The 17,437-nt window shown below is 70.0% G+C and carries 11 protein-coding genes and 1 pseudogene; 9 read left to right on the plus strand and 3 right to left on the minus strand.

The features are described 5' to 3' along the window. The first annotated feature begins 230 nt into the window (after positions 1–230). The 9 genes from ACFWY9_RS15920 (at position 231) to ACFWY9_RS15960 (ending at position 13,935) form a co-directional block, all read left to right on the plus strand. A complete protein-coding gene (locus tag ACFWY9_RS15920; protein ID WP_378326814.1) occupies positions 231–407 on the plus strand; it encodes a hypothetical protein in 177 nt (58 codons plus the stop codon). Positions 408–908: 501 nt separating this feature from the next. Beyond that, a complete protein-coding gene (locus ACFWY9_RS15925) occupies positions 909–2,270 on the plus strand; it encodes an amidase (protein ID WP_378326813.1) in 1,362 nt (453 codons plus the stop codon). Next, on the plus strand, positions 2,267–3,451 hold the full coding sequence (locus tag ACFWY9_RS15930) for an MFS transporter (protein ID WP_378326812.1): 1,185 nt from the start codon (positions 2,267–2,269) through the stop codon (positions 3,449–3,451). Before ACFWY9_RS15925 ends, ACFWY9_RS15930 begins: the two co-directional genes overlap by 4 nt. Positions 3,452–3,520: 69 nt before the next feature. Beyond that, positions 3,521–4,201 (plus strand): FadR/GntR family transcriptional regulator, encoded by a 681-nt coding sequence (locus tag ACFWY9_RS15935; RefSeq protein WP_378326811.1) that lies wholly within the window; start codon positions 3,521–3,523, stop codon positions 4,199–4,201. A gap of 210 nt (positions 4,202–4,411) precedes the next feature. After that, positions 4,412–6,676 carry an ATP-binding protein gene (locus ACFWY9_RS15940; RefSeq protein WP_378326810.1) on the plus strand — a complete coding sequence of 755 codons (2,265 nt, stop codon included), beginning with the start codon at positions 4,412–4,414 and terminating at the stop codon, positions 6,674–6,676. Between the two features lie 349 nt (positions 6,677–7,025). Next, positions 7,026–7,607: a DUF6801 domain-containing protein gene (locus tag ACFWY9_RS15945; protein WP_378326809.1), complete on the plus strand. Its 582-nt coding sequence runs from the start codon at positions 7,026–7,028 to the stop codon at positions 7,605–7,607. A gap of 79 nt (positions 7,608–7,686) precedes the next feature. Further along, positions 7,687–8,559, plus strand: a complete 873-nt coding sequence (locus ACFWY9_RS15950) for an alpha/beta hydrolase (protein ID WP_378326808.1) — start codon at positions 7,687–7,689, stop codon at positions 8,557–8,559. Positions 8,560–8,624: 65 nt separating this feature from the next. Next, entirely contained in the window at positions 8,625–10,649 is a 2,025-nt protein-coding gene (locus tag ACFWY9_RS15955; protein WP_378326807.1) for an oxygenase MpaB family protein, read from the plus strand. A 133-nt stretch (positions 10,650–10,782) separates the two neighbouring features. Then, entirely contained in the window at positions 10,783–13,935 is a 3,153-nt protein-coding gene (locus ACFWY9_RS15960; RefSeq protein ID WP_378339165.1) for a GH92 family glycosyl hydrolase, read from the plus strand. Between the two features lie 33 nt (positions 13,936–13,968). Here ACFWY9_RS15960 and ACFWY9_RS15965 read toward each other — a convergent pair whose 3' ends face one another. The 3 genes and pseudogenes from ACFWY9_RS15965 to ACFWY9_RS15975 form a co-directional block, all read right to left on the minus strand. After that, positions 13,969–15,609 carry an amidohydrolase gene (locus tag ACFWY9_RS15965; RefSeq protein WP_378326805.1) on the minus strand — a complete coding sequence of 547 codons (1,641 nt, stop codon included), beginning with the start codon at positions 15,607–15,609 and terminating at the stop codon, positions 13,969–13,971. Further along, positions 15,609–17,072, minus strand: coding sequence for a purine-cytosine permease family protein (locus ACFWY9_RS15970; protein ID WP_378326804.1), 1,464 nt, complete (start codon positions 17,070–17,072; stop codon positions 15,609–15,611). Before ACFWY9_RS15970 ends, ACFWY9_RS15965 begins: the two co-directional genes overlap by 1 nt. 37 nt (positions 17,073–17,109) lie before the next feature. Continuing rightward, positions 17,110–17,437: pseudogene (locus ACFWY9_RS15975) on the minus strand (hypothetical protein); the annotation flags it as partial.

Below are 17,437 nucleotides of genomic sequence, written 5' to 3' on the forward strand. Positions count from 1 at the left end.
ATGCCCCAGGGGTCCCGCCGTCCACCGGCTGGCCAGCTGACTATCCACAAAGGACGTACGGGCTCGGCCCTCGGCGCTACTCCGCTGCCTCGGTGCGGGACCCGTCCTGTGGCGGTACCACCGGAACCGAAGTCGCCCTAGGCTGCGACCGCCCGCCCGAAGCCCGCTGACGCGGCGGCGTCCGCACCGTCGCCGTCCGCACCGTCGCCGTCCGGATGTGAAGGGACGCCATGTTCGCCATCGCCGCCGCCGTGCTCTTCGCGCTCGCCTTGCTCCTGGAGCTGATCGACACCAGTCTGGGACGCCTCGTCACGACCACCACACTCACGACCGCGGGGCTGCTGTGTCTCGCACTGCACCTGTCCGGCGTCGCCGCCGACCGCAGGGCCTGGCGCAGACGCCGGTAGGGCGCAACCAAGGTCCGCCTCGAGTCCCGGCCACTCGAAGCGCGACCTGTGCTGACGTTTCCGCGGCCTGGGCTGGTACCGCCGCGACGGTGGGCCGCACTGAGGTTTCTCGGTAAGGGGTGGGAGTCTGGCTTCGCTGGGGGTGTTTTCCCGAGGTGGTCGGGTGGTGTCGGTGGCTGGTGGGGTGGGGTTGCGGTGGTGTCGGTGTCTCGGAAGCTCCGTTGGGGACGGTGAACGTCCTGAACGACGCGTTCGGGGCAGGGGGCCTCGGCACTGGAGTGTCGCGGATGCGACATTGACGGCATTGAACGTCCCCCATGTCCCATTCGCGACAGTGCTGACCAGGACGCAAGCCCGCGACAGCCGTCGCCCGTATCGAACGCAACCGACCACTACTGAGAAAACCTCACTGCGCGGGTGCCCGGACGAAGCTTAATTAGGATTGCCTAACACCGCGTGCTCGGCTACCGTGCAAGTCCTCAGATGACATGAGGAGTTGAGATGGCAGATCTGACGCTCGTGGAGCAGGCGGCCGCGGTGCGGACACGCGAGGTGTCCCCGGTGGAGCTCACCGAGGAGTACCTGGGCCGGATCGATCGCGACAACGACGGGGTGGGTGCCTACCTCACCGTGGACCACGAGGGTGCGCTCGCGGCCGCCCGCGAGGCGGAGGCGCTGGTCGTGTCCGGCACGCGGGACCTGCCGCCGCTGTGCGGGGTGCCGGTCTCGGTGAAGGACACGTGGCCGGTGAAGGGGCTGCGGTACACCGCCGGATCGAAGGTCTTCGCCGACCGGGTGGCCGAGGTGGACGCGGCGGTGGTGACGCAGTTGCGCCGGGCGGGCATGGTGGTGCTGGGCAAGACCAACGCGGCCGAGTTCGGGTGCTCCTCCTACACCGAGACGGTGTTCGGTCCGGCCCGCAATCCGCACGACCTCACCCGCATCGCGGGCGGATCCAGCGGCGGGGCCGCCGCCTCGGTCGCGGCGGGACTCGCCCCGGCGGCGCACGGCAGCGACGGTGGCGGCTCGGTGCGGATCCCGGCCGCGTGCTGCGGACTGGTGGGGATCAAGCCGACCAGGGGCAGGGTGAGCCCGGCACCCGGCCCGGACTCGGCCGGGCTGGCCACCGCCGGTCCGATCGCCCGCACGGTCGCGGATGCCGCGCTGCTGCTGGACGTCATGAGTACCGCCCGTCCCGGCGACGCCCATCAGCTGCCGCCGATGCCGCCCGGACACTTCCTGGACAGCGCGAAGCGCGATCCGGGCCGCCTGCGGATCGGCGTGATCCGGGGACCCGAGAGCGATGCCCCGCCGTGCCGGAAGGCGTGCGAGGACACCGCCGAACTGCTCGCGGAGCTGGGCCATGACATAGCGGAGGCCCCGCCGGCAGGCCCCGGCGACTATCGCGCGGAGTTCACCGTCGTGTGGTCACTGCTCGCCGGGTCGGTGCCGGTCCCCGCCGGGCGGGAGCAGGACCTGCTGCCGCTGACCCGGTGGCTGCGGGAGAAGGCACGGGGCTACGACGCGCTCACCTTCATGTCGGCGCTGGTGTCGCTGCAGGCCACCGCTCGCCGGATCGCCGGCCGCTACGACCGGTTCGACGTCGTCCTCGGCTCCGCCACGGCCCGGCTGCCACCGCTGGTGGGTGGCCTTGTCGATGCCGATCCCGCGCGGACCTTCGAGAACATGCTGGAGTTCCACCCGCTCACCCCGCTGGCCAACATCACCGGTCAGCCGTCGGTGACCGTCCCGATGCACCGGACGCCGGACGGGCTGCCCGCCGGCGTGCTGCTCACCGGCCGCCACGGTGCCGAGACGACCCTTATTTCCGTTGCGGCACAACTGGAGCAGGCGAAGCGATGAGAAAGGCTCAACTGGGTTTCCTGACCGGAACCCATGTCGTCAACGATCTGTACCAGGGCTCGGTGCCGGCGTTGCTGCCGTTCATGATGAGCGAGCGACACTACAGCTATGCGGCGGTGTCCGGAATCGCCTTGGCCGCAACGGGTTTGTCCAGTGTGGTGCAGCCGGTGTTCGGGATGATCGTGGACCGGTCCCAGCGGAACTGGCTGGCACCCCTGGGTTTCCTCGTGGCCGCCGGCGGGATCGCCGGTGCCGGCTTCGCGCACGGCTACCTGCTCACGTGGATCTGCGTTGCCGTGGCGGGAATCGGCGTGGCCGCCTACCATCCGCCTGCCACCAATCAGGCTCGCGCGGTGGGCGGCAGGTCGCAGCAGGCGATGAGCCTGTTCTCGGTGGGCGGCACGCTGGGCAGTTCATTGGCTCCCGCCCTGGTCACCGTGGTCGTCGGATCGTTCGGCCTGTCGGGAACCTCCCTGCTGGCGGTCCCGGCAGTGGTGATGGCGTTGCTGTGGCTGCTCAATCGTCGCAACGTCCCCGCCCTGGTCAACAGCGGAAGCGCGGCTGGAAAGTCCACTGTGGACATCTCGGATGACTGGCGCGCCTTCGGCAGGCTGGTCGCGGCGACCATCGGCTGGTCGATCCCTTATGTGACAGTCAGTTCGCTGCTGTCGTTGTACGCGCTTCGTGAGCTGCACACCTCGGCCGCGGCCGCGGCGGTCACGCTGACCTCGTTCACGCTGGCCGGCGCCGCGGGTACCGTGCTCGGCGGTTGGCTGGGTGATCGGCGCGGCCGCCTGGTGCCGATCAGGGCGGGGTATCTGCTGGGCATTCCGGCGCTGGCGGGGGTGGTGTTCAGCCCGAACCATCTCGTACTGGAACTCGGCGCCGTGCTGTTCGGTCTGGCCATGTTCCTGCCGTTCGCCAATCAGGTGACCCTCGCTCAGGACTATCTGCCCACCCGTCCCGGTACCGCCAGCGGGTTGACCCTCGGCCTGGCGATGTCGGTCGGCGGGCTGAGCTCGCCGCTGTTCGGCTGGCTGGCCGACACCGAGGGCCTGCGGTTCACGCTCGGTGTGGTGCTCGTGGTGTTCGGTGTCGCCGTGCTGTTCGGTACCCGGCTGCGCGACCGCGTCCTGCCCGCTCAGCCGTCGGAAAAGCCCTCTGAGGAGCTGGTGACCTGATACATTGCCCGGGACGTACGCCGTGGTCCGCGGACCCGACCAGGGCTTCGACGGGGAGAGGAACACGACATGACGGTCCGGGCGGTGCAACGCACCTCACTGGTCGACGCGGCGACGGCCGAACTACGCCGGCTGCTCGGCGAGGGCGAGTGGCCGGTCGGCGCCAAGCTGCCCAACGAGATCGAACTGAGCAGGCTGCTCGGGGTCGGACGGTCCACCGCGAGGGAGGCCGTCCGCGCCCTGATCTCCGCCGGTCAGTTGTACTCCCAGCAGGGCTCGGGTACCTACGTCGCCTCCGCGACCCCACTGTCCGATTTGGACCGCAAGCTGCGCAGGGCCGCGGTGATCGACGTGTACGAGGTCCGCGTCGCACTGGAGGTCGAGGCCGGCAGCCTGGCCGCGGCCCGTCGCACCACCGCCGACCTCAAGGCGCTCCGCACAGCGCTGGCGGCCAGCGACCGGGCCGGCTCACTGCCCGAACTGCTCGACGCCGACGTCGCCTTCCACCGGGCGGTCGTGGTGGCGGCCCACAATCCGGTGCTGACCGAGGTGTTCGACTCCTTCCTGGACGCCATGCGCGCCGTGGCCACCAGCGTCACCACCCTGGACACCGACGAGGAAACCACGCACGATCACCAGCGGGCCCACCACGACCTCCTCGCCGCGATCGAGGCAGGCGACGCGGACGCCGCCGCACAGGCCACCCGCCGCAACGTCGAACACACCCTGACCCAGCTCCGCCAGGGCTAGTACCGCGACCGCGCTCACCGGCGTCAGCGGTTTCCGGGTTCTGCCGTACTTCCGGTTATCCTGTGCGGAGTTGCCCGGTCTCTGGAGAGAGCGCGTAGCCGCAGTGCTCGGCGTCGGTCCGCATGGTCGCATGTGGACCTGTAGGTCGCAGGGGGACGGAGGGGAGCGCGGGAACCGGTGCAGCGTCGAACGCCGGGTCTTCCGGCCGAAATGGCGAGTTATGTGGGGCGCCGGCACGAGCTGGTGAAGGTGCGGGGGTTGCTGGCGTCGGGCCGCGTCGTGACGTTGACGGGCACGGGCGGCGTGGGCAAGACGCGGCTGGCGGTGCGCGTCGCCGCAAGCGTGCGGGAGTGGTTCCCCGGAGGCGTGGTGTTCGTCAAGCTGGCGGAGCTGCAGGACGCCAGGTTGGTGGCCGCACTGGTCGGCGGCGAGCTGGGGTTGCGGCACCTGTCCCGGCGCTCCGCGCTGGACGCGGTGGCCGAGCATCTCCGGGAGCGTCGGCTGTTGCTGGTACTGGACAATTGTGAGCATCTGGCTTCGGCGTGCGCGGAGTTCGCGGACGCGGTGCGGGCGCGGTGCGCCGACGTGGTCGTGCTGGCCACCAGCAGGCACCCCTTGGGTGTGTGCGGAGAGTCTGTACTGCAGGTACCGCCCTTGCGCGTTCCAGGGGCCGGTGAGGTGCGGTCGCCGTCGGAGTTGAAGCGGTACGACGCGGCGCGGTTGTTCGTGGACCGGGCGCGCGCTGTGCTGCCGTCGTTCGAGGTGACCGAGGAGAACTATTCCGACATCGCGCTGGTGTGTCGGCAGGTGGAAGGGCTGCCGCTGGCGATAGAGCTGGCCGCCGCGCGTGTTCGGGTGCTCTCGGTGTCCCAGCTGGCGCGGCGGTTGTCGACGCGATTGGGGCTGCTGACGACCGGGCCACGGGTGGCGCCGGAGCGGCACCGGACACTGCGGGCGACCCTCGACTGGAGTTACGGGCTGTGTTCGGAAGCCGAGCAGCGGGTGTGGACGCGGGTGTCGGTGTTCTCCGGGAGCTTCGACCGGGTGGCGGCGGAACATGTCTGCGGGGCGGGCGCGGCCGAGGTGCTCGACGGGCTGGTCGACAAGTCGGTACTCGCCAGGGAGGAGCAGGGCGAGAGCCGGTACCGCATGACGGAAGTGCTGCGGGAATACGGTCAGGATCTGCTCGAAGAGTCCGGCGACCGACAGCGGGTCGCCCGGCGGCACCGGGATTTCTACGCGGCGTTGTGCGGGCGGTTCGAAGCGGAATGGTCGGGGCCCGAGCAGGTCACGTGGCTGGGCAGGATCCAGCGCGACTACGCCAACATTCGCGCCGCGTTCGATTTCTGCCTGACCGAACCCGCGGAAGCCGCCACCGCGCTCGAAATGGATCGAAGTCTGCAGGATTTCCTCGCCGTCCAGGGCTACGGCGCCGAAGTGTTCATCAGGCTCGATCGCGCGCTGCGGTTGGTACCCGACGACGAGCCGCTGCGGGTCACGGGTCTTCGCCGGAAGGCTTCGTTCGCTCTTTTCCTGGGGGACGCCGACGCGACCATTGCCGAACTGGTCCGGGCCGGCGTGCTGGCCGAACGGCTTCACCACGAGGTCGAGGCCGCCTATGTGGCGGCCCTGTGGGGGCTCGCGGCCCTGATCACCGGTAATCCGGGCCCGGCGGTACCGCTTTTCGAAAACGCTCTGAAAACCTTCCGCGCGCGGGGAGTGGTGCGCGGCGAGTTCTTCACACAATGTTGTTACGGGCTGGTGATCGGCCTTTCCGGGGAGCGCGACCGTGGCCGCGACGTCATCCAGGAGGAAATCGCCCGTTGTGTCGCGTGTGGTGACATCTACTGGCAGGCGTGGTCGTGGTTCGCGCTCGCTTTTCTCGACGTCTACCTCGGCGAAACGGCGGCGGCGGAGGACGCCGGACAGCACGCCCTGCGGCTCATGCGCGACATCGACAACGTGCTGGTCAAGGCGCTCACCAACGAGGTGCTCGCCATCGCCGCGGGAGAGCGGGGCGAGCATACGCGCGCGGTGATGTTGCTGGGCATCGCCGATGCCCTGTGGGCCAAGATGGGCGAGCTGCCGAAACGGACCACAGCCGGTGTGCGGCTCCACCACAGGTACCGCGGACGCGCTCGCCTGGCCCTGGCCGGCGCCCAGCGAATCCTGGGCGACGCCGTTTTCGCCACGACCTTCGCCGAAGGCCGGGCACTGGCCGGCGACCTCGCACTGCGGTACGCGCTCGGGGAGAACCACGCGGCTTCAGGGGACGCCGAGACCCGGCAGCTGACCAGGCGAGAGGCCGAGGTCGCCGCGCTCATCGCGCAGGGGCTGACCAACCGGGAGATCGCCGGGCGCCTGGTGATCGCCCAGCGGACCGCCGAGGTCCACGTGCAGCGCATCCTCGCCAAGCTCGGCTTCACGACCCGGGCCCAGATCGCCGCCTGGCACAGCCGCACATCGCCCGGTTGACGGCTCGCTCCAGACGCCTCGCGCCCGGCGGGCGTGTTCCGGTTTTGTCATGTCGATCATACAAACAACTCGCCGTCATGTTCCCGGCGGCAGAAAAATTCGAACATCCCGACGACCGGACTCCGAATAAGTATATCTCGGTATGTAGCTCACCCGGCTTCCTCGCTAACGTCACAATCTGCATCGAACGGACTACGAGCCGAGACGGTGCGGAGCCCGGCCGAACCCCCGGTAATCGTCGAGATGTGGGTCGCTGTTTCCGAGCGCGCTGCCGGTCTCCTTGCTGTTTTTCTGTGTTCATTCAACGACGAAGAGGGTGCGAGAAATGACAGCGACAACGGTACGACCGATGGTGCGCAGAGCCGGCCGTCTCGGCGTTCTGGCCACGCTGACGGCGGTCGCGGCGGGTGTTCTGGGCGCCGGCCCGGCGAACGCGGCGGACAAGGAGGTGACCTGGAAGGCCGGGTTCCCGATCATCGGCGACCAGCAGGTGAAGTCGGTCATCCACACGGAAATCCCGGCGACGGTCAAGATCGGCGAGACCGTTTCGGTGCCGTTCACCATCGACGCCGACGCGGGCGACGTCGCGGCAGACGGTCTCCGGCTCGTGGGCGGAACGAAGATCTCCGGGGCGATTCGCGGGTCGGTGGTCCTGACCGTCAGCAGCGGCCAGAGCCTGCCACTGGCCATCAACGTGCCCATTCCGGAGACCCCGGTGCCGCCGCAGGGTCCGTTGAAGTTCACGGCGAGCGGCAAGGTCGAGCTCACCATCCCGAAGGGTGTCCCGACAGGACCGGCGAAGTCGGCAGTGGGCCCGAAGGCGACCTCGCACGTCGTGACGGACAGCGGCCTCGGCGAGTTCGACGTCGACCTCGCCCTCGACCCGCCGACGCAGGACACGCTCCTGGGCACCACCACCGTCCAGGGCTGATCGCCACGCGGATCGGGCCGGGTCCCGGCCCGATCCGTTTCACCGTCGAAAACCATTCCGCCCGAGGAGCCTGAAGACCATGCGAACACGGCACAAGATGATGTCCGCGGTGGCCACGGCCGCCACGATCGCGGTGATCGGAGCGGGCCAGGTGTCCGCCGCCCCCGTGGCGTACGCCGGCAATCCCTACCAGCGTGGCCCGGACCCCACGATGACGAGCATCGAGGCGGAAAGGGGTCCCTTCGCGGTGACCCAGGCGTCGATCCCGGCCGGGAACGGGTTCGGCGGCGGGACCGTGACCTACCCGAACGACACCAGCCAGGGCACCTTCGGCGCGATCGCGATCGCCCCCGGCTTCCTCGAGCCGGAGGCCCTGCTCGGCTGGTTCGGCCCCCGGCTGGCCTCGCAGGGCTTCGTCGTGCTGACCTTCGGCACCAACTCGCCGACCGATTTCCCTGCCGCACGGGCTGATCAGTTGCTGGCCGGGCTGAAGTTCCTGGTGGAGAAGAGCCCGGCCAAGGACCGCATCGACGCCTCGCGGCTCGCGGTGATGGGCATCTCGATGGGCGGCGGCGGAACCCTGGAGGCGGCGGCGCGCAAGCATGACCTCAAGGCAGCCGTCCCGATCGTCCCGTGGGACATCGGCGGGGACTTCTCGGGCATCCGCACGCCGACGCTGGTCATCGCCGGCGAAGGCGATCTGATCGCGCCGACCCCGATCCACGCGAAAGCGTTCTACGACAAGCTTTCCCCGGGACTGAACAAGGCCTATGTCGAGGTTGCGGGCGGCGGCCACATCGGACCGGCGCTCCCGAACGTCACCGTCGCCAAGTACGGCATCTCCTGGCTCAAACGCTTCGTGGACGACGACGTCCGGTACGAACGGTTCCTCTGCCCCATCCCGAAGGACCCCAAAACGTCGGCCTTCCAGGGAAACTGCCCGCACACCTGACGCCGGAGCACGACCACCGGAACCGATGAATATTCCTAGGCGGCTCAACGAAGAGGACTAGCACGATGGAGCATTTCGACAGTCGGCTGCGCGTACCGGAGCCGCCGGGCAAGGCGCTGGCCTCCGCAGTGCGGGACGGTTTGTTCGGGCCGCTCGTAGTGGTCTGCGGGGGATTGTTCCTCGTGCTGTACGTGGGCAGCGGCGCGACGGATGTCTGGTTCGCGTGGACGGTGGCGAACCCGCTCACGGCCACGACGATGGGTGCCGGTTTCGGTGCCGCCTTCGTGTTGTTCCTGCTCGCCGCGCTGGAGCCAGGCTGGACGAACGCCCGGATCGCCGGTTTCGCGCCGCTCGTCCTGGCCGGGGGCAGCCTGTTCACCACCGAACTGCACGACGGGGACCTGAACCCGTCTCGCGGAGTCACCGTCGCCGGGATGTCCTTCAGCGTGCCCGTCGCGGGCGTGTGGCTGTTCGTCACCGGGCTCACGCTGCTGCTCGCGATCCTGACGCTGCCTGCCCAGCTCACCCGCCGAGCGGACAACGATCTCGACAGCCGCGTTCGCACCGCGCCGATGCCGGTGTGGGCACGCCTCGCCGCCGGGATCGAGGGGACCGGGCTGGTGGCCGCCGGGGTGGTGTTCTTCGCCCGCCCCGAGCGGTTCCGGACGTGGTGGCCCTGGCCGGTGAGTCCGCTGGACCTGCGCGAGCTGTGCGTCTGGATGATCACCATCGGCGTGCTCGTCCTCTGGGCCACCATCGACGGCGATCTGCGGCGCGTCGCGATCGGCCTGACGGCGCTGGCCGACTTCGGGCTGCTCGCACTGGCCGGCGTGCTCCGTTACCCCGGCGACGTGCACTGGAATCTGCCCTCGGCCTGGGTCTTCCTCGCGGTGGTGGTGGTCCTGCTCGGCACCGGCGCGATCGGCCTGGTACTGCTCGGCCTGCTGCGGGTGGTGCTGCCGGTACTGGCCTCGGTGACCGGCGCCGAGCCCGATGGGCCACCCTCGGCCGGACGCGTGCTGCGGCTCGCGCGCGGCGCCCGCTCGGCGATCGCGCCGCATGCCGACCACGGCTTCTTCGGCCCCGGCTCGGTGACATGGAAGGTCTGGTCGTATCCGACCTCGCTCACTGTGGGTTTCCAGCGCGCGGTCGTCGTCGAGGAGCTCGACCCCGGCCTGGTGGCGTCCGTCGACGCGACCCAGCAGATCCGCACCCGCCCGCGTACTCGCTATGACCGTACGTTGCGGTACTTCGCGATGGTCGCCTTCGGCGGCACCTACGGCACCATGAAAGCCGCCGACGTGCTGGTCAAGGTCCACTCGGTGGGCATCGGTATCGAGCCGGGCAGCGGCAACCGGTACGACGCCAACGATCCCGGGTCGCAGTTGTGGATCCACCTGACCGCCTGGCACTCGATCCTCTACGCCTACGAGAAGTACGGGCCTGGCAGGCTCAGCGCGGAGGACGAGGCCCGCTACTGGGCGGACTGCGCCACCGCGGCCGAGTTGCAGACATGCGATCCCGCCGAGGTACCCCGTGACCGTGAGGGCGTCCGCGCGTATTTCGAGGAGATACGCTCCCAGTTGGCGGGTTCCGCGGTCGCTCGGTCCACAATGGACCATCTGTTGCACGCTGAGGTGATGCTGCCGCCGATGCCGCCGGTGTTCTGGCCGGGGGCGCTGGTGATGACCACCGCCCTGCGCATCGCCACCATCGCCTCGATGCCGCACTGGATGCGCGACATGGCCGGGATCCGTCAGGGCCGCCTGCTGGACACGCTGATCGTGCCGGTCATGCGCATCTCCTTCCGGCTGACCCGGATCAGCCGCTGGCTCCAGCTGAGCGCGCTGCATCTGCTGTCTCCCTCGACCACATCCGTCGTGGCGCCCGTCCTGTTCGACGTCCCGCCCGCGGCTCCGGAGACGTTCAGCCCCGCCGAAGCCCGTGAGCGTTACGGCTATCCCAAACCCGCGGAGGCGCACCTCGACCTGCGCGCCCGGCAACACCAACGCGTGTTCGCCGACCACCAGGCACCCAGCGACGTCGGTCTGGTCGAGTCCGAGCCCATCCTGGGGACACGCGGGAGCTGAGCCGGGTGACCGTGCCAGGAAACCTGACGGCCCTTGTCCGGCCAAGTCTTTGTCAAAGTGTTGACCGCGGGGCGGCGGCACCGGAAAGTCCAGGAGGAGGAAACGTCCGTCGGCTCGGCCCTGGGAGGCACCGGTGCGGCAGAGGTTGATGATGACGATGCTCGCGGTGGCGGTCATCGGGGTGCCCGGCGTCGCTTCGGCGACTCCGACAACGATGTCATCGGAGTCCGCGCTGGTCGGTGACCCGGCGGCGTACGTCGATCCGCTGATCGGGACCGGGCGCGGTGGCAGTTCGGTGGGGGAGATCAACAACTTCCCCGGTCCGGCGGCGCCGTTCGGGATGATGCAGTTCTCGCCGGACACCAAGGGCGCCTACGCCGGGTACCAGTACCACAGCGACCAGATCCGGGGGTTCAGTCTTGACCACGCCTCGGTCGGCTGCACCGCGTTCGGGGACGTGCCGATCCTGCCGGTCGCCGGGGACGTCGGCGCGGCGCCGTGGGACCGGGTCGAGCACTTCACCCACGACGGCGAAAAGGCCGAGCCCGGTTATTACGCGGTGACGCTCGCCGATTCGAAGGTCCGTGCCGAGCTGACCGCGACCACGCGCAGCGGTCTGGCCGCGTTCACCTTCCCGGCCGGTGCCACCGCGCAGGTGCTGGTCAAGGGCGGTGCCAGCCTGGCGGGGAACTCGCACGCGGACCTGAAGATCACCGGTGATCGTGAGGTCAGCGGGTCGGCGACCACCGGCGGATTCTGTGGTAAGCCGAACAAGTACACGGTGTACTACTCCATCGCCTTCGACAAGCCGTTCACCGCGCACGGCACCTGGGACGGCTCGGCGGTGAAGCCGGGCACCGGCAGTGTCGACTCGCCCAAGGCGGGCGCGTACCTGACTTTCGGTGCGGAAACCTTGGTGCACGCCAAGGTTTCGATGTCGTATGTGGGTGTCGGCGGCGCGAAGGCCAACATGGCGGCGGAGATCCCGGGCTGGGACTTCGGGGCGGTCCGTAAGTCCACAAAGGACAAGTGGACGGCGGCCCTTGGCAGGATCCGCGTCGCGGGCAAGGACACCGCGCAACTCAAGACGTTCTACACCGCGCTGTACCACTCGCTGATGCATCCCAACACCTTCAACGACGCCGACGGCCGCTACATCGGCTTCGACGACCAGATCCGTACTCTGCCCAAGGGGCACGACCAGTACGCGAACTTCTCCGACTGGGACACCTACCGTTCGCTCGCGCCGTTGCACGCCATGCTGTTCCCGAAGGAAGCGAGTGACATGGCGCAGTCGCTGACCAACGACGCGGTGCAGGGCGGCTGGTGGCCGCGCTGGCCGTTGGCCAACGACTACACCGGCCAGATGACCGGGGACAGCTCGGTCGCGCTGCTGTCGAATCTGTACGCGTTCGGCGCGCGGGACTTCGACGTCAAAACCGCGTTGAAGTACCTGGTGAAGGGCGCGACGTCGGTCGACAACACGCCCGGCGCCTATCAGGAACGGCGGGGGATCGCGGACTACGTGGCCCGCGGGTACTTGCCGAACAACGACGCCTCGGGCGGTGACCATGCCCGCGTCGGGGCGTCGAGCACCCTGGAATGGGCGATCGACGACTTCGCCATCGCGCGGTTCGCCCAGGGGATCGGTGACCGCGATGTCGCTCGCGAGTTCACCAAACGCGGCCAGAACTGGCAGAACATCTTCAACCCGGCCACCGGGTACCTGCAGCCGCGCGGTCAGGACGGCCGGTTCCCGGACGGACCCGCCTATGTGCCCCCGCCGCCAGGGAAGTTCGGTCAGGACGGCTTCGACGAGGGCAACGCCGCGCAGTACACCTGGCTGGTGCCGCAGGACTCCGCCGGACTGGTGACGGCGATGGGCGGGCAGGCGGCGGTCGCGCGGCGGCTCGACACGTTCTTCCAGAAGCTGAACGTCGGCCCGAACGAGCCGTACATGTGGGCGGGCAACGAACCCGATTTCGGCGTGCCGTGGCTGTACAACCACGTCGGGCAGCCCTGGAAGACCCAGCAGGTGGTCCGCAAGATCGCGACGACGCTGTTCAGCGCGACGCCGGACGGTGAACCCGGCAACGACGATCTCGGCGCGCAGTCGTCCTGGTACGTCTGGGCCGCGCTCGGCCTCTACCCGGCCACGCCGGGAACGCCGGACCTGGTCGTGCACAGCCCGCTCTTCGAACGCGCGGAGCTGGCTCTGCCGAACGGGCGCACCATCGACCTTCGCGCGCCGAAGGCGTCGGCCGATACGCCCTACGTACACGGCCTGCGGCTGAACGGCCGGGACTGGGACCGCACATACCTGCCGCAGAACATCGCGCGGGACGGCGGGCGGCTCGACTTCGACCTCGCCGCGCAGCCCGACAAGCGGTGGGCCGCCGACACCGCGCCACCGTCCTATCGCGACAGTGAACGCCCGTTCCTCGCCTCGGTCGCGAACCAGGTCACCGTGGCGCCCGGCGGCGCGGGCGAGGTCACGGTGAGCGCGCAGCGGCTCGGTGGCCACGACCGCGTGCTCGACGTCGTCGCGAATCCGCCCGCCGGGCTCACGGTGTCCGGCCCGCGTCGGCTCGAACTCGACGGCCGCACCGGCGGCGGCAGCGCGAAGCTGTCGATTTCCGTCGCCGCCGGGACCGCCGAGGGCTACTACGAGGTTCCGGTGACCGTGCGTGGCGGCGGGACGTCCCTGCCGGGTTCGGTGATCGTGCGGGTCGCGCCGAAAGACAGCCTCACCGCCGCCTACGGCAATGTCGGCGTCTCCGACGACGGCGACTCCGGCGCGGCGAACCTCGACGCCGCCGGAAACAGCTACTCACGGCAGGCGCTGGCAGCCGCCGGACTCGTCGGCGGCCGGACGTCGCAGGTTTCGGGCACGTCGTTCGTCTGGCCCGCCGCGCCCGCCGGACAGCCGGACAACGTAGTGCCCGCCGGGCAGGTGATCGGCTTGCGGGGCAGCACCGCGACGCGGCTGCTGTTCGTCGGCGCGGCCGCCAACGGCGACCACCGTGCCACCGCCACGGTCACCTTCACCGACGGCACGACCGGGCAGGCCGACCTGTCGTTCGGCGACTGGGTGTTCCCCGGCGGCGGCACGACCCCGGTGTTCGGCAACACGCTGGTCGCGCGCACCGACCATCGCAACCCGCGAGGCGGCGGAGCGTCGGTCTACGCGACGACACCGTTCGAGGCGCCCCCGGGCAAACACCTCGCCTCGGTCACGTTGCCGCGCGAGGCGAACCTCCACGTTTTCGGCATCGGGCTGGGCTGAGGCGGCTCGGTGGCCTGCCGTCGGAACCACCGATCACGGGATGGACCCCGGACGCTGCCGGGTCGTCGGTTCGCCTGCCACGACGGTCGAACGGGCACGGGCGCGCAGTAGCGAGTCGAGTCCTTCGGCGAATGGGTTGTGGTCCAGCACGACGAAATCCGCGGCGAACCCAGGGGCGAGGCGGCCCGTGTGGTTCTCGGCCCGGCACGAGTACGCGGCGTGGCGGGTGCCGTGCGCGAGGGCGTCTGCGAGTGGAAGGGCGTATTCGGGAACGTTCGGCGCGAGCCGCGGATCCACCGCCGAGCGCCGGGTCGTGGCGACGAACATGTTGGGCAGCGGTGGGTGTGGCGCGGTCGGCGCGTCGGAGCCGAACGCCACCACCGCGCCGGCGGCGGTGAACTCGGGCCACGGATAGCCGCGCAGCGTCCGGTCGTCGCCGAGCATCGCGCGCCAGTTGTCCTGGATGGCAGGATCGGCGTGCACCGGCTGCATGGAGGCGACCACGCCCAGCCGCGCCAGGCGTCGCACATTGTCTTCGGTCACGGTCTCGAGGTGCTCGATACGGTGCCTGCGGTCGCGGGGTCCGTTGACCGCGATCGCGTGCTCCAGCGCGGAAAGCGCGATATCCGATGCCTGGTCGCCGATGGCGTGCATCGCCACCTGGAGTCCGGCGGCGTCGGCTGCCGTGACCACCGGGGCGAGTGCGTCGAGGTCCCAGATGGGGCCGGGGTGGCTGCCGTCGGCGAACGGCTCCTTCATCGCCGCGGTGCAACTGTCGATCACGCCGTCGACCATCAGCTTGATGCCGGTCACCCGCAGCCACGGCCCGGCGAGCCCGCGGCTCAGCTCCGCCGCCATCGCGACCTGCGCCAGCTCCTCCTCGGGGCGCCCGGTCCGTTCGACCAGCCAGTGCGCGGCCACACGCAGCGGCAGCCTGCCACCGCCCCGCTCGGCGGCCCGTTCCAGCGCGCCGAGGTCCTCGCGGGTGAGCGCCATGTCCACCACGGTGGTGACCCCGTCGGCGAGGTAGCGGTCGAACGCGGATGCCAGCGCGGTGTCCCGCTCGGCGTCGTTCACCGTGCTGTCGAGGAATCGCCGCATCAGCCCCAGCGCGGCGGCTTCGTAGAGCATGCCGTCCGGTTCGTTCGCCGCGTCACGGCCGATGCGTCCCCCGACCGGGTCGGGAGTGTCCGCCTCGATCCCCAGCTCCCGCAGGGCGGCGCTGTTGACCCACGCCGAGTGGTGGTCGTTGGCGGTGAGATAGACCGGCCGGTCGGCCACGACCGCGTCGATCATGTGCCGATCCGGGGTATGCCCGTCGAGGGCGCCGAACAGCCAGCTGCGGCCGAGCACACGCGGCGCCGCGGGCTCGGCGGCGGCCGCCGCGCCGATCCTGGCCTGGATCTCCGCGAGGTCGGCGGCGTCGAAGAGATCCACCTGCCGCAGCGACTCACCCAGCGACAGCAGATGGGTGTGCGCGTCGATGAAACCCGGCAGCACGAACGCGCCGCCGAGCTCGACGACCCTGGCGCCCGCCGCCAGCGCGTCCGCGGACCCGGTGTCTCCGACGAATTCGATCGTGTCCCCTCGGACGAGCAGGGACTCCGCCCAAGCTGGTTCGGTGGCGGTGAAAATCCGCCCGCCGCGGTAGTGCACCAGTTCCGGTTCGCGCATCACGCCACCGCCTTTCCTGTCTCGGTCATGTCGTTCCGCGCCGCCGCGAGGCGCGGGCGCATCGCGGCCGTGTAGAGCGCCGCCGCGAGCACGATGCCCGCCGGGAGCGAAAGATCGATTCCGCCGATGGCGTCGGCCAGGAAGCCGGTGTACAGCCCCGGGATCGAGAGGAACGAACCCGCGACGACGGCCCCGGCGGCCAGTGCGGCGATGCCGATCCAGTTGACGCCGCCGACGTACCAGAACGGGCTGCCCTTCGTCTGCTCGCTGAGCACATGGCCGTCGTAGCGGTTGCGGCGCAGGACGATGTCCGCGACGTAGATCGCCATCATCGGCCCGAGCAGCACGACCATGAGCTGCAACAGATGGTTGACGGTGTCGAGGAAGTTCGACACCAGCAGCGCGTACAGGGTCAGCAGCACGCCGAGGGTGCCGTCGAGCAGGACGCTGCGGGACCGGCGCAGCCGCACGCCCATCACCTGGAGGGCGAGCCCGGAGCTGTAGACGGTCATGGCGTTGTTGGCGATCGCGCCCAGGATCACCGCGACCAGGAACACCGGGGTGAGCCAGCCGGGCAGCACCCCGGCCAGTGCCGTCTGCGGGTCCCGCATGTCCAAGGTGGTCGCCGCGAGCGCGCCGAGCAGGGTGAACAGCACGCTCGGGACGAACGCGCCCAGCGCGGTCCACCCCGCGATCGCGGCGGGGCGCGTCGACCGCGGCAGATACCGCGCGAAGTCGGCGCTGTTGTTGTACGACAGCGAGGCGGACGCGACCAGGGCGAGACCACCGGTGAGCGCCGCCCACAGCCCGGCACCGTGCAGCGGCGCCGGCGGCCGGTAGGCCCAGTCGGTGTGGCCGAGGACGTAACCGGCCAGCACCACGAAAACGACCGCGAGAACCAGGGTCAGGGGCAGGTACAGCCTCACGATCACGCCGTGGCCGTAGACGCTGATCACCAGTGTCACGGCCGCGATGCCGACGATCACCAGTACCTTGCCCACGGTGTTCAGCTCGATTCCGCACCGGGCGAACAGGCTGAACGCCGTCACCGACGCGGCAGCCCAGCTCAGCGCGACGTAACAGACCGAGACGAACCAGCCGTTGATCCCGATGACCACCCGGTTGCCGCGGACGCCGAACATCGCCCGCATGATCACCTCGCTCGGTGCCCCGGCGGCGGGCCCGCTGACCGCGACCACGCCGACCAGGACCCAGCAGAGATTCCCGGCGACGATCACCGCCAGCGCCTGCCAGAGGTTGAGCCCCATGAGCACCAGCGCTCCGCCGACCACCAGGCTGAGGTAGCTGACGTTCGGGGCGGCCCACACGCCGAACAGCTGCCGGGCGCGGCCGTGCCGTTCTTCGTCGCCGATCACGTCGATGCCGTGGGCCTCGATCCGGACGCCGCGGCCGGGCCCGCTCACGGGTACGTCGGCAGCAGGGGACAGGGGTGTCGAACTCATCGGAACCTCCGGAACAACGTTGTTCGCCGGGACGGGATCAGGAACGAGTCAGGGGTGGGGTGCGCGGTGGCGCCACGCGTCGCGTGCCGGTCGCTTCGAACGCGGCGGCCAGCCGCAGCAGTCCGGTGTCGTCGCAGGCGCGGCCCGCGATGGTGAGCCCGACGGGCATCCCGGTGTCGGCCATGACGCCCATCGGCACGGTGACCGTCGGGATACCGAGGTGCCGCGGGACGAGGTTGCCGTTGGCCACCCAGACCCCGTTGCGCCAGCCTTCGTCGGCCGACGCCGGATTGGTGTCCATGTCGGCGCGGCCGCCGTCGGCCCCGGGGGGGTCACAGTCGGCGGCGTGCCGGAGGTGGTCCAGC

The sequence above is a fragment of the Amycolatopsis sp. NPDC059027 genome, assembly GCF_042739735.1.
Classification (GTDB): Bacteria; Actinomycetota; Actinomycetes; order Mycobacteriales; family Pseudonocardiaceae; genus Amycolatopsis.

Bases quoted from the DNA above. Each gene is read 5' to 3' on its own strand.
- ACFWY9_RS15920 (WP_378326814.1), top strand. From the start codon at position 231: ATGTTCGCCATCGCCGCCGCCGTGCTCTTCGCGCTCGCCTTGCTCCTG.
- ACFWY9_RS15970 (WP_378326804.1), bottom strand. From the start codon at position 17,072: ATGAGTTCGACACCCCTGTCCCCTGCTGCCGACGTACCCGTGAGCGGG.
- ACFWY9_RS15930 (WP_378326812.1), top strand. From the start codon at position 2,267: ATGAGAAAGGCTCAACTGGGTTTCCTGACCGGAACCCATGTCGTCAAC.
- ACFWY9_RS15950 (WP_378326808.1), top strand. From the start codon at position 7,687: ATGCGAACACGGCACAAGATGATGTCCGCGGTGGCCACGGCCGCCACG.
- ACFWY9_RS15935 (WP_378326811.1), top strand. From the start codon at position 3,521: ATGACGGTCCGGGCGGTGCAACGCACCTCACTGGTCGACGCGGCGACG.
- ACFWY9_RS15955 (WP_378326807.1), top strand. From the start codon at position 8,625: ATGGAGCATTTCGACAGTCGGCTGCGCGTACCGGAGCCGCCGGGCAAG.
- ACFWY9_RS15925 (WP_378326813.1), top strand. From the start codon at position 909: ATGGCAGATCTGACGCTCGTGGAGCAGGCGGCCGCGGTGCGGACACGC.
- ACFWY9_RS15965 (WP_378326805.1), bottom strand. From the start codon at position 15,609: ATGCGCGAACCGGAACTGGTGCACTACCGCGGCGGGCGGATTTTCACC.
- ACFWY9_RS15940 (WP_378326810.1), top strand. From the start codon at position 4,412: ATGGCGAGTTATGTGGGGCGCCGGCACGAGCTGGTGAAGGTGCGGGGG.
- ACFWY9_RS15945 (WP_378326809.1), top strand. From the start codon at position 7,026: ATGGTGCGCAGAGCCGGCCGTCTCGGCGTTCTGGCCACGCTGACGGCG.